Origin of the sequence: Luteibacter sp. 329MFSha, assembly GCF_900111665.1 — a bacterium.
Taxonomy (GTDB): Bacteria; Pseudomonadota; Gammaproteobacteria; order Xanthomonadales; family Rhodanobacteraceae; genus Luteibacter.
Genome location: NZ_FOJE01000004.1, coordinates 144,950 through 157,386, shown reverse-complemented (window position 1 = coordinate 157,386; position 12,437 = coordinate 144,950). Strand labels below are relative to the sequence as shown.

Below are 12,437 nucleotides of genomic sequence, written 5' to 3'. Positions count from 1 at the left end.
ACAGCTGTCGCGGCCAGGGCCGCTCCTACGACGCGCTGTGGGAGCGGACCCGGCCGCGACGGCTTCTCGACCCGGTCCCCGACCTGGCGCGCCAGCTTCACCACTGACGCGGACAGCTGCCGCAGCCAGGGCCGCTCCTACAACGCGCTGTGGGAGCGGACCCGGCCGCGACAGCTTCTCGACCCGGTCCCCAACCTGGCGCGCCAGCTTCACCACTGACGCGAAGCGCTGCCGCGGCCAGGGCCGCTCCTACGGCGGTGTGGCGAACTCGGGTTTGTCCTCGGCGAGCGGCACCGAGAGCGGTGTGTCCTTCGTGCCCGCGTACATGACGACGAGCACGACCTCCTCGTCGTCGCTCACGCCTCGGTGCACGACGCCTACCGATTCGGGCAAGGCCTCTCCCGCCCGGATCACCTTCTTCCTGCCCGTGGCCTTCTCCTCCACGGTCAGGTGGCCCGAGATCACATAGGCCGCGTTCGGCACCACATGCGTGTGCCAGGGCAACGCGGAGTGAGCCGGGATGACGATCCGCAGCACGGTCAGCTCGGGCCGGCCCTTCGGATACGCGGTGTACGGCGCACCGGTCCAGCTGCTATCGCTCTTCAGCACCGTCTCCGCTTTCGGCTTCGCGTCGGCCGCCACCGCCAGGGACGGAAGCCATGTGGCGAGCATGGCGGCGAGGATCATCGTGACCGACTTCATGAGCAACCTTCGTTTTTCGCGCGCGAGGACGACGGAACCTACCCCGCCGCCGCCTCGACCTCTTGATCGAAAGCCCTGATCGATGCGCGTTTTGTGACGGCCATCGCGCAAAGTTCCACGCCGCCGATCGATCGGCCCAGAAAGTTTTTGCAGCGCAGCGTGACAGCCTGCGACTTCGAGGTCTTAATTCGCACCGGGGACTTAGATCGATCCAAGTCAAAGTGAATCAGGTCACGTCGCGGAAGCGGCGGATCTGCGAGATTTAAATCGGGGTGAGCCAGAGCCGTCAGGGCAGGCGCGTGGAGCGTCGGCCGAAGGCTGCCTGCTTTCCGCCGGATTCGCGAGGGGTATGGGAAGCGGGACATGCAGACACATCGTGCCGACCATTTCATGAAACGAGCCACGGGTGCCCGAGCGATGCCGGCGCCGACGAAGGCCGTTGCCCGCCACCTCGACGATGCCCTCCCGCGCGAGGAGCGCGACCACCCGACATTCCGTTGAAAGCACCGTGCCGATGGAAACGGGGTCCGTCGGCACCCGTCATTTTGGATCGATCCAATTGAGGTCAGGAGGGTTTGTGGAGCCATAGAACGGGCATCTGCAGCTGTGATGTAGCGGGGGACCAACGCGCCGGAAACACCAGGGCGCTTCTTCGAGGGAAATAAAAAGAAATGACGTACCAACACATGCTCAAGCGCAAGCCGCTGTCTGCCGCGCTCGCCGCGGCTACCCTGTCGCTTGTCGGTTACATGGGAGTGCCCGCGTCCGCGTTCGCGCAGACCGCCGCGCCCGCCACGGCCGCCGCCGTCGCACCCGCGCAGGCCCAGGCGCCCGCCGGTGCCGCCACGCCGCAGGACGAGAAGGACAAGGAGGCCGACAAGAAGAAGGTCGGTCCGACGAACCTCGACACCGTCGTGGTCACCAGCTATCGCCAGTCGGTCGAACAGAGCGTCATCGAGAAGCGTGACGCGAACTCCATCGTCGAAGTGATCAACGCGCAGAACATCGCGCAGTTCCCGGCGAAGAACATCGCGGACGCGCTGGCGCACGTCCCGGGCGTGGTCATCAGCCGCGAATCCGGCGAAGGCAAGACCGTCAGCATCCGCGGCCTCGCGCCGGAACTCACGTACACCCAGTTGAACGGCAACTACGTCGCCTCGGCCGACACCTCGGCCGGCCTGACGCGTTCGTTCAACTACACGCTGTTCCCCGCCAACATGTTCTCGGACATCAAGCTCTACAAGAGCCTCGAGGCGCGTCTGGACGAGGGCGGCATCGGCGGCAACGTCGACCTGCGCACGCGTCGTCCGCTCGAGATGGGCGTCAACGAAGGCTTCGTGACCGGCACGGCCGCGAGCTCCGATACCAGCGCCAAGACGGAACCGCAGGGCTCCGCGCTGTGGTCGTGGAAGAACAAGGACGAGACGTTCGGCGTCCTCGTCGCCGGCGCGTACCAGAAGCGCCAGGCCACCACGTACTCCGCGGACGCGACCAGCTGGCACTGGTGGTCCGACGATTGCCGTGACCACACGACCTGTACTCAGCCGCCGGTGAACGTGCACGGCAAGCCGTATGGCGCCGCGGTCGACAACAACATCGACCTCTGGGGCAACGGCGTCGTCGACCAGGCCGGCAACATCTCCAACGGTTTCTGGATGCCGCAGCAGTTCGCCACCAGCCGCAACGACCTGAACCTCAAGACCAAGGGTGCTCAGGCGACGATGCAGTTCAAGCCGAGCGACCACCTGCTGTTGACCGGTAACTACTTCCGCTTCGAGCGCACCCAGAAGCAGATCACCAACACGCTCGAGATTCCCGAGTGGGGCCTGCCGAACAACACGAACTTCGCCGACCAGAACGGCCGCCTGCTCGCTCCGAACGGCCTGACGTTCGACAAGTCCGGCACCATCGTCACCGGCGCGAACTACGTGCTGCCGCCGGCCGGCGTCGGCTGTAATTCGACGGTGAACCCGGTCACGGGTGCCACCCGCCAGGCCGTCGACGTCTGCAACACGGAAATTCCTTGGCTCAACGGCAACTACTCGATCGAGAAGGCCAAGTCGCAGACCGTCAACATCGAAGGCGAATGGGACACCGGCGGCGCCCTGAGCGGCAGCTTCAACGTCGGCCGCACCTGGGCCAGCGGTGGTCCGTCGGTCGAGCTGGGCATGGCCGCCAAGCCGCGTAACTTCGTCAACGGCGCGTGGGTGAACGGCAGCAACGGCGCCTCGTGGGACCTCAGCGGCAAGCCGGGCATCAGCGCCGCACCGGACGTGCTGCAGAACATGCTCGCCGGCGCGGGCCAGGTCGACCTCGGTTCGACCGGTTCGAACATGGTGAACACCACGAACTCGCAGAACTTCGCGCAGGCCGACTTCACCTGGTCGCTCGACTCCAGCTGGCTGCAGTCGATCCAGTTCGGCGGCAAGTACACCGACGCCAACGCCGAGCAGCAGAGCAACGAAGTGCGCTGGTACTGCAAGGGCACCACGCTGCAGTTCCAGACCTGCGATCCAAACGCCGGCCAGCTGCCCCCGGGCTTCCTGCTGCCGAACTACCTCGACGGCGTGAACCACGCGTACGGGGACGACATCTTCCCGGCGATCAACTTCCCGGCCTACTACAACCACCTCAACTCGACCTACGACCGCGTCATCTACAACAAGCCGCAGAACAAGTCGTCGATCGGCGAGAAGGTGGCCGCGGCTTACGTGCAGGCCAACTTCGACACCGGCACCATCCGCGGTAACGTCGGCGTGCGCTTCGTCACCACGAAGCAGGACCTCACGGTCGCCAACCAGGTCACCACCAACAACGCGACGTACTACCACGACGCCGGCGGCAACATCCTGATCTGCCCGGCTTCGGGCGTGAACGCGGGTGGCGGCCCTTGCGCTCCGGGCGACTTCCAGTACCTGCCGCGCGAAATCGCGGTGGTGGAAGGCTTCACCAACTCGACGACGAACAAGCGCTACAACAAGTTCCTGCCGAGCTTCAACATCGCCTGGACCATCGCCGACGACTTCGTGTTGCGTGCGGCCGGTTCGCAGGCCCTCGCCCGCGCGAACTACACCGATCTCGCGCAGCTGGGTCAGCTGACCAACAACACGCAGGAGTACTACAACGACCGCAAGCAGTTCGGCGCTCCGCTGCCGGGCTGGTACGGCTCGGGTGCCAACGCCGACCTGAAGCCGTTCACGGCCACGCAGTTCGACCTGGCCGGTGAGTGGTACTACGCGACGCACGGCGTGGTCGGTATCGATCTGTTCCAGAAGAAGGTGAAGAACTTCGTCGTCCCGGTCACCGTCAACAACATCGATGTCGATGTCGGCGGTACCCCGACGAACTTCCGCCAGTACAGCACGAACGCCAACGGCCGCTCCGGCACGTCGAAGGGCATCGAGGTGTACGCGCAGCACACCTGGGACAACGGCTTCGGCTACATCGCCAACTACACGCTCAACCACACCAACGAAACCGCGGTCGCACTCGGCGACACGCAGGTGGGCAAGGCGGAGCTGATCGGTAGCGCGAAGTACGCCGCGAACGTGTCGCTGTTCTACGAAAAGAACGGCCTGCTGCTCCGTGCCAGCGACAACTGGACGGGCCGCCGCATGAACGGCCTCGCGGCCGGTCTGCCGATCTACTCGCAGCCGTACCACCAGATCGACCTCAACGGCGACTATGAATTCAACAAGCACTTCATGGTCACGGCGTCGATCATCAACTTCAACAAGGGCACGCCGCACACCTACCTGGGTGGCGATACCCGCGCCCGTCTGGTGAACCTGCTGTATCCGGGACGCCAGTACTACGTGGGTGTGACCTACAAGTTCGGCGGTGAAAGCGACAAGTGACAAAACGAGCGGGGCCGGGCGATGAGCCCGGCCCCGCTTCCTTTTTGAGCGAAGGAAACCCGATGACACCATTCGCGCGTCTTCCCCACCGCGCGCCGCTCGCCTTGGCACTGGCGATCATTGCGCTGGGCACCATCGATACCGGGCACGCGGCCGCCAGCAAGGCCGCCCCGGCCTCCACCGCCAACGTCGACCTCGCCAACCCGCTCGTCGGCACCGCGCCGCTGGACCGCCAGGACCTCATCGGCAACGCGCCACCCGAGGGCGAGCCGCTCTACACCGGTATGACGACACCGGGCGCCAGCCTGCCGGAGAGCGCGACCGAAGCCGCGCCCGTCAACATCAACGCCGATCTCGGCTTCGCGACCGGCGTGCCGGTCGCCTACGATTACCGTCGACCCGCCATGATCGGTTTCACCGGCGGCGGTTCGACCTACGGTGCGCGCGGCGCGCCCATGGTCATGCCCGTGGTCGGCGACTGGACGGTGCCACCCGATTACATGACGTCGACGTACGACAAGGCGACCGAGAAGGCGTCGCCGGGTTATTACGCCGTCGATCTCGCGACGTTCCACACGAAGGTGGAGCTGACCGCGACGCAGTGGACCAGCCTGATGCGGTTCACCTTTCCCGAGAGCCATCGCTCGCACGTCGTGCTCAACCTGCGTCGCTCGGGCGGTGACGTCGAGGTCGTCGGCGATCGCATCATCCGTGGCACGGCGACGGCAGGCCGCCGCGACCGCGATTCGGACGGTCCGTACTTCGTGGCCGAGTTCTCGCGTCCCTTCCGGCAGTTCGGCACGTTCACCGCCGACGTGACCAACAAGGGCGAAGGCCTCGGCCGCACCGACGTGCAGACCGATCGCCGCGCGGCGTCCGGCGGCTATGCCGGCGCCTATGTGACCTTCGATACGAAGGCTGGCGACCAGGTGGTCGTGCGCATCGCGCACGGGCATAGCGCGGCGGAAGCCGAACAGCGGCTGCGCGCGCAGGACAGCGATGCCGACTTCGACCGCGTGCATGCGAAGGCACGTGCACGCTGGGCCGAGCTGTTCGATCGCGTGCAGGTGACCGGCGGCACGCCGAAGCAACGCATGCTCTTCTATTCCACGCTCTATCACTCGTTCGCCAGCCCGCGCATGATCGCGCGCAAGGGCGAGGGCTACATCGACGCCGACGGGAAGGACCGCATCGCCGACTACGACCATTACGGCCCCGTGCCGTTCTGGGATACGGGGCGCAACCAGATCGCCCTGCTCATGCTGCTGCAGCCCACGGTGGTGCAGGACATCATGCGCTCCGAGCTCGACCGCGCGCGCGAGCGTGGCTACATGAACACCTCGTTCCACGGCGACCATGCGGTGTTCCTCTACAACGGCGCGTGGACTCGCGGCATCGATTTCGACTACGCCGCGGCCTACGAGTACCTGCGCAAGAACGCCACCGATCCCAAGGGCCCGCGTGGCTACCTCGCCGAGTACGACAAGAACGGCTGGATCTCCGATATCGTGCCGCCGAACAATCCGAGCCCGCCGTACGCGGGCGGCAAGGCGGGCGCGGCCACCACGCTCGAATACGCGTGGGACGATCACGCCCTCGCCGACTTCGCCCGACGCCTCGGCAAGAACGACGACGCCGCGATGTTCGAGCGCCGCGCGGGGAACTGGCGCAACGTGTTCGATCCGTCGGTCGGCTTCGTTCGCGGCCGCACGGAAGACGGCAAATGGATCTCGCCGTTCGATCCGGGCGAGCCGTACTACAACTTCATGATGAAGGAGGCCTCGGGCTGGTCCACGCTCTGGCTGGTGCCTCACGACGTGCAGGGCCTCATGAAAGCGCTCGGCGGGCGCGACGCCTTCAATGCGAAGCTCGATCGGTTCTTCACCACGCCGTACACCGCCAAGGGCATCTGCCGCGATTGCACCGGTCTGATCGGCCAGTTCGTGCAGGGCAACCAGCCGGACCAGCAGGCGCCGTACCTCTACGCGTGGAGCGGCCAGCCGTGGAAGACCGCGGCACTGACGCGCCGCGTGCTCGAGGACATGTATGGCAGCGACGCGACCGGCTACGGCTATCCGGGCATGGACGACCAGGGTTCCACCTCGTCGTGGTACGTGCTCTCCGCGATGGGCTTCTACCCGGTGGATCCCGCCACGCCCGACTACATCATCGGCAGCCCGATCTTCGATCACGTGCGCCTGCGCCTCGGCAACGGCAAGGTGTTCGAGATCGTCGCGCGCAACAACTCCGCGAAGAACATGTACGTCCAGTCCGCGACGCTCAACGGCAAGCCGTGGACGAAACCGTGGTTCAGCCACGCCGACATCGTGAACGGCGCGACGCTGGAACTGACGATGGGCCCCACGCCAGGCAAGACCTGGGGCACCGACCCGAACGACGCGCCGCCCTCCCTGTCGGCCGCCGGCAACGTGAAGAAGGACTGAGGATGACGAGCAAGATCAAGGCAAGTGGCCTCGGCGCGTGCATCGCGCTCGCTCTGGGCTTCGCACCCATGGCCATGGCGGACCAGGCGGCGACGTCGTGGAGCGGCAAGACGCCGCCCCTGGCGACGCCGTGGACGGCGGAGGTTTCTCCCACCAACGCCCTGCCCGAGTACCCGCGCCCGCAGCTCGCGCGTCCGTCGCTCGAGTCACCGCGCTGGATGAGCCTGAACGGCCTGTGGGAGTTCGCGGCCACGACCGGCGCGGCGAAGCCGGCCTTCGGCCAGTCGCTCAAGGACAAGGTGCTCGTGCCCTACCCGATCGAGTCGGTGCTGTCGGGTGTGCAGAAGCATTCCGACGACATGGTCTACCGCCGCCTCGTCGACGTGCCCGCGGATTTCACCGCGAAGGGCCAGCACGTGCGCCTGAACTTCGGCGCCGTCGCGCAGGACGCCACGGTGTACGTCAACGGCAAGGAGGTCGTGCGCCACACCGGCGGCTACACCTCGTTCGGCGCGGACATCACGAGCGCGCTGCGTCCCGGCGGTCAGCAGGAAATCGTGGTCGCGGTGCATGCGCCGGTCGACGGCGCGGACGTCATGGTCGGCAAGCAGCGCCTGAAGCCGGAAGGCATCTTCTACACGGCCGCCTCGGGCATCTGGCAATCGGTGTGGATCGAGCCGGTGCCGGCCGTCAGCCTCGCGAAGCTGCGCTTCACCCCGGCGAAGACGCTCGATGCGTTCACGGTCGATGCGACCGTGCAGGGCGTCGGCAAGGATGCGCCGTTGCACGTCACCGCGTATTCCGACGGCAAGGCCGTGGGCGAGGCGACCGGCCCCGCTGGCAAGCCGCTGCGCATCGCGATCGCGAACCCGCGCACGTGGAGCCCGGACGATCCGTTCCTCTACACGTTCAAGGCCACGCTCGGCCAGGGCGAGCAGCGCGACGAAGTCACCAGCTACGCCGGCCTGCGCACCATCGCCGTCGAAAAGGTGGACGGGCGTAACCGCATCGTCCTCAACGGCAAGCCCACGTTCCTGCTCGCCACGCTCGACCAGGGCTACTGGCCGGACGGCCTGCACACCGCCCCGACAGACGCGGCGCTGAAATTCGACGTGCAGAAGACGAAGGACTTCGGCTTCAACACGATCCGCAAGCACATCAAGGTGGAACCGGCACGCTGGTACTACTGGACCGATCGCATCGGCCTGATGGTGTGGCAGGACATGCCCTCGCTGCCGAACGGCCACAACGAGAAGCTCTCCGAGGCCGCCAAGGCCGGCTTCCGCAAGGACGTGACCAGCATCGTCGAGCAGCTCAAGGGCGAGACGTCGATCATCGGCTGGATCCCGTTCAACGAAGGCTGGGGTCAGTGGAGCATCGGCGCCGCGGGCGAACTGGCGGCGCAGATCAAGAAGCTGGATCCCACCCGCATCGTCAACGCGCGCAGCGGCTACAACTGCTGCGACACGAAGGGCGACGTGCACGCCGGCGACATCATCGACGTCCACGACTACCAGGGCCCGGGCCTGCCGGAGCCGGATGCCACCCGCGCTTCCATGGACGGCGAGCACGGCGGTCTCACGCTCAACGTCGACGGCCATCTGTGGCCGAACACCGCCATCAATCCCTACGGCGCGGTGAAGGACGTCGCGGCCCTCAACGACGGCTACGTCGCCAACACCGCGGTGCTCCGCGACAAGGGTCCCGGCGTCGGCATGTCCGGCTCGGTGTACACGCAGATCACCGACGTGGAAGGCGAGCACAACGGCCTCTACACGTACGACCGAAAGGTCGAGAAGGTGGACGAGAAGCGCGTGAAGGCGATCAACGAAGCCACGATCAAGGCGTTCGCGAGGTAACCGCACCGCGTTTGTAGGAGCGGCCCTGGCCGCGACAGCTCTTCGCGCCAGGGCAGCAGGACCTGATGCTCCTCGCGAAAAGCTGTCGCGGCCAGGTCCGCTCCAACAGAGCAAAACGACGCAAATACACGTCTTTTCGTCACGCGCGCCAGCCGGGATCGAACGTACGATAACGAGCGTTCTTACCCAAACACGGCTGGAGACACGACATGACACAGGCAAACGCCTCTGCGAGTGGCACGTTCCGGATCGGCGGCGATCTCGAGGTCAACCGCCTCGGCTTCGGCGCCATGCGCATCACCGGCAAGGGCATCTGGGGCAACCCGGAAGATCCCGCGAAAGCGAAGGCGGTGCTCAAGGCCCTGCCGGAGACCGGCATCAACTTCATCGACACCGCGGACAGCTACGGTCCGTACGTCAGCGAAGACCTGATTCGCGAAGTGCTGCATCCGTACAAGGGCCTGGTCATCGCCACCAAGGGCGGCCTGACCCGCCACGGACCGGACAAGTGGGCACCCGTGGGCCGTCCCGAGTACCTGCGCCAGTGCGTGCTGATGAGCCTGCGCCGCCTCGGCGTCGAGCGCATCGACCTGTGGCAGCTCCACCGCGTCGACGAGAAGGTTCCGGCCGACGAACAGTTCGACGTCATCAAGCAGATGCAGAAGGAAGGCCTCATCCGCCACGCCGGCCTGTCCGAGGTTTCGGTCGAGCAGATCGAAGCCGCGCAGAAGTACTTCAAGGTCGTCACCGTCCAGAACCTCTACAACCTCGGCAATCGCCAGAGCGAGTCGGTCCTGGATTACTGCGAGGCACACGATATCGGCTTCATCCCCTGGTTCCCGCTCGCCGCGGGCGAGCTCGCCAGGGAGGGATCGGTGCTTTCCACGATCGCGAAGCAGCACGGCGCCAGCAACGGCCAGGTCGCACTCGCGTGGCTGCTGCAGCGCTCGAAGGTGATGCTGCCCATTCCGGGTACCGGCGATGCCGAGCATCTCCGCGAGAACGTGAAGGGCGCGAGCCTGCATCTGTCGAAGGAAGACTACGAAGCGCTCGAGCACGCGGTTCGTTGAAGAAGCGCCCCGCCCCGCGCATCGCGGGGCGGGGCGCGGTATCAGCGAACCCGGGTGAAGTAATTCGCCCGCATCGCGCGATCCCTCTCGTTACCGGGATAGACCACGGTCTCGACGAGGTTCCTGCCATCCGGCGTGACCGCGTAGGTGCGCGTGGACACAAGCACGCCGTCCTTCTGCAGCGCCATGACGAGGACGTTCGGCGTGGGCTTCCGCAGCGCCACGTGATCGGCCTCGGGACTGTTCTCGATCACGACGTACGTGCCGTCGAGCGGCGTGGTCGAGGTGGAGTGGACCTCCTGCCCCGGTGCGTAGACGATGTCGACCTGCGTCGTGAGTCTGTCGAGGCCCGCCTCGGCGAATCGGAACGTCACGCTCTTGGGGCGCTGATCGGGCGGCATGGGTAGTTGCGACGTATCGAGCGACCAGGTGCCGATGAGCGGCGCGGATGGCGGATGCGTGTCCGCGCTCAGGGCGTAGGGCGCCGGCACGGCGAGGCATGCCACGACAAAGGCTGTGCAAAGAGGCTTCATGTCCGATCCTTTCCGGGGAGGGGGAGGCGCAGCGTCATCGAGTATGGACGGCCCGGTCCGCGTCCGCACCTCCCCTCGCCGGTCAGGCGGACCGCTCTACCAACCCGGCGATCACCTCGTCGATCCGGGTCGTGCCCTTCAGCGCCGTCGCGCCGAAGTCGATCCATCCTTCGTTGAAGCCGTCGATCATGCGCATGCGCGGTTCGGGATTCGTCATGCCTTCCGCGACGAACCGCGCCTGCCAGGTATCCCGCGGCACCACGCTCGCCTTCACCGGTTTGCCCAGCGATCGGGACAGGGCATCCGCGAGGTCGTTCGGGCTGACGCGCTCCGGGCCTTCCAGTTCGACGACACGCACGCCCTTGCCCGGCTCCATCAGCAGCTTCGCGGCGAGACCGCCGATGTCCTTCGTCGCGACCATCGCGATCTTCCGGTCGAGAGGCGCGAGGTAGCTGTCGATGCTGCCGCGCCCGCGGGCGGACGCGAGGTCCCACTGTACGTTTTCGATGAACCAGCCGGCGCGCAGGAAGGTGACCGGCATCGGAAGCGTGGCGAGCACCCGCTCCATCCGCCCCAGCCGGGAGAGCAGGTTCGCCTCGGCCGCGTCCGCGCCGATGGTCGACAGCGCCACCACCCGATCGGGGCGCGCGGCGAGAAGGGCCTCGTGGATCGACGCGATGACGGGGTCGGGCGCGGTCAGGAAGTCCGGCGCCGGATCGAATTCGGGCGGCAGGAGGATGAACACGGCTTCGGCGCCAGCGAAGGCGCGGGCGAGCGACGCCGCGTCGTCGATGGCCGCCGTGGCAACCTCGGCGCCTCGCGCGGCGAGGGCCTGCGCGCGGCCGCTGTCGCGCACGACGGCCCGGACGGGCTTGCCGGCTGCAAAGAGCGCGTCGGCAAGCGCGCCGCCGACCTGACCGGTGATACCTGTGATGGCGTACATGGGGTTTCCTCGTTTTCGTGGGGACGAGGAAGAAGATAGGATGGCGCCAGCCGTGACTGAATAGCCGATTCATCAGTTCTTTGGTGACTTGCGATCACTAATTGAAGCACCCGGAGCCAGGAGTACCGCATGCCCACCGATGGCCGCTTGCTGGGGAATCTTTCCGTGCTGGTATCCGTGGTGGAGACCGGCAACTTCGCGCGTGCGGCCGAGGCGCTCGGTCTGTCGCCGTCCGGCGTGAGTCGCGCCGTGTCGAGGCTCGAGACGCGGCTCGGCGTGCGCCTCCTGCATCGGACGACGCGATCGGTGACGCTGACGGACGAGGGCGAGCGGCTGTATGCGAAGGTCGGCCCGCTGTTGTCCGGTCTGGAGGATGCCGCGTTGTCGGCGGCTGGCGACGCGCACGCCGTGCGGGGGCGCCTTCGCGTGAGTCTCGATCCGATGTTTTCGTGGCAGGTCGTCGCGCCACGTCTGGACGACTTCCTGCGTCGGTACCCGGAACTGGAGATCGAGATCGTCGCCCGCGACGAGCTCGGCGATCTCATCAGCGAGGGCATCGACGTCTCCGTGCGCTTCGGCGAGCCGCCAACGTCGTCGCTGGTGGCGCGCAAGCTGCTCGACACCCGCGTGATCACCGTCGCCACACCCGCCTATCTCGTGGCGCACGGCACGCCGAAAACGCCGACAGACCTCGCCCGCCATCGCTGCCTGCAGTTTCGCGACCCGGTGACGCGCCGGCCCTTCGAGTGGGAGTTCCACCGACGCGGCAAGGTGGTGACGGTGGAGACCGATGGGCCGTTGCTCGTCAACGATTCCGGCACGATGACCGCGGTATGCCTCGCCGGAGTCGGCATCGCGCAACTGCTCGCCGTCAGCGTGCGCGATGCCGTCGCGGATGGACGTCTGGTCGAATTGTTTCCCGACTGGCCCGACGAGACGTTTCCGCTCTACGCGTTCTATCCCTCGCGCCGGAACGCGCCGCCAAAGGTGCGCGCGTTCGTCGACTTCTGCGTGGAGCTGGCCGGCTGA

8 protein-coding genes are annotated in these 12,437 nt (G+C 66.5%); 5 read left to right on the top strand and 3 right to left on the bottom strand.

What is annotated here, in order from left to right; genetic code table 11:
* Nucleotides 1-249: 249 nt before the first annotated feature.
* Nucleotides 250-702 (bottom strand): cupin domain-containing protein, encoded by a 453-nt coding sequence (locus tag BMW54_RS16290; protein WP_090058142.1) that lies wholly within the window; start codon nt 700-702, stop codon nt 250-252.
* A 671-nt stretch (nt 703-1,373) separates the two neighbouring features.
* On the opposite strand from BMW54_RS16290, the gene BMW54_RS16285 reads away from it, so the two are divergent.
* The 4 genes from BMW54_RS16285 (at nt 1,374) to BMW54_RS16270 (ending at nt 9,932) form a co-directional block, all read left to right on the top strand.
* Nucleotides 1,374-4,559: a TonB-dependent receptor gene (locus BMW54_RS16285; protein WP_090058139.1), complete on the top strand. Its 3,186-nt coding sequence runs from the start codon at nt 1,374-1,376 to the stop codon at nt 4,557-4,559.
* Between the two features lie 62 nt (nt 4,560-4,621).
* Nucleotides 4,622-7,003, top strand: a complete 2,382-nt coding sequence (locus BMW54_RS16280; protein ID WP_090058138.1) for a GH92 family glycosyl hydrolase — start codon at nt 4,622-4,624, stop codon at nt 7,001-7,003.
* 2 nt (nt 7,004-7,005) lie between these two features.
* The gene (locus tag BMW54_RS16275) at nt 7,006-8,862 is read left to right on the top strand and encodes a glycoside hydrolase family 2 protein (RefSeq protein ID WP_217642667.1); all 1,857 of its coding nucleotides are present in this window, start codon (nt 7,006-7,008) and stop codon (nt 8,860-8,862) included.
* A gap of 209 nt (nt 8,863-9,071) precedes the next feature.
* Nucleotides 9,072-9,932, top strand: coding sequence for an aldo/keto reductase (locus BMW54_RS16270; RefSeq protein ID WP_090058135.1), 861 nt, complete (start codon nt 9,072-9,074; stop codon nt 9,930-9,932).
* A gap of 41 nt (nt 9,933-9,973) precedes the next feature.
* On the opposite strand, the gene BMW54_RS16265 is transcribed toward BMW54_RS16270, so the two are convergent.
* Together BMW54_RS16265 and BMW54_RS16260 are read right to left on the bottom strand one after the other, a co-directional pair.
* Complete coding sequence (locus BMW54_RS16265; protein ID WP_090058133.1) at nt 9,974-10,465, bottom strand: hypothetical protein; 492 nt, start codon at nt 10,463-10,465, stop codon at nt 9,974-9,976.
* 82 nt (nt 10,466-10,547) lie between these two features.
* Nucleotides 10,548-11,408: an NmrA family NAD(P)-binding protein gene (locus BMW54_RS16260; RefSeq protein WP_090058130.1), complete on the bottom strand. Its 861-nt coding sequence runs from the start codon at nt 11,406-11,408 to the stop codon at nt 10,548-10,550.
* Nucleotides 11,409-11,537: 129 nt separating this feature from the next.
* On the opposite strand from BMW54_RS16260, the gene BMW54_RS16255 reads away from it, so the two are divergent.
* Nucleotides 11,538-12,437, top strand: coding sequence for a LysR family transcriptional regulator (locus tag BMW54_RS16255; RefSeq protein WP_090058128.1), 900 nt, complete (start codon nt 11,538-11,540; stop codon nt 12,435-12,437).

What these genes read in the sequence shown, in the direction of transcription:
- BMW54_RS16290 (WP_090058142.1), bottom strand. Translation starts at nt 702, where the DNA reads ATGAAGTCGGTCACGATGATCCTCGCCGCCATGCTCGCCACATGGCTT.
- BMW54_RS16285 (WP_090058139.1), top strand. Translation starts at nt 1,374, where the DNA reads ATGACGTACCAACACATGCTCAAGCGCAAGCCGCTGTCTGCCGCGCTC.
- BMW54_RS16280 (WP_090058138.1), top strand. Translation starts at nt 4,622, where the DNA reads ATGACACCATTCGCGCGTCTTCCCCACCGCGCGCCGCTCGCCTTGGCA.
- BMW54_RS16275 (WP_217642667.1), top strand. Translation starts at nt 7,006, where the DNA reads ATGACGAGCAAGATCAAGGCAAGTGGCCTCGGCGCGTGCATCGCGCTC.
- BMW54_RS16270 (WP_090058135.1), top strand. Translation starts at nt 9,072, where the DNA reads ATGACACAGGCAAACGCCTCTGCGAGTGGCACGTTCCGGATCGGCGGC.
- BMW54_RS16265 (WP_090058133.1), bottom strand. Translation starts at nt 10,465, where the DNA reads ATGAAGCCTCTTTGCACAGCCTTTGTCGTGGCATGCCTCGCCGTGCCG.
- BMW54_RS16260 (WP_090058130.1), bottom strand. Translation starts at nt 11,408, where the DNA reads ATGTACGCCATCACAGGTATCACCGGTCAGGTCGGCGGCGCGCTTGCC.
- BMW54_RS16255 (WP_090058128.1), top strand. Translation starts at nt 11,538, where the DNA reads ATGCCCACCGATGGCCGCTTGCTGGGGAATCTTTCCGTGCTGGTATCC.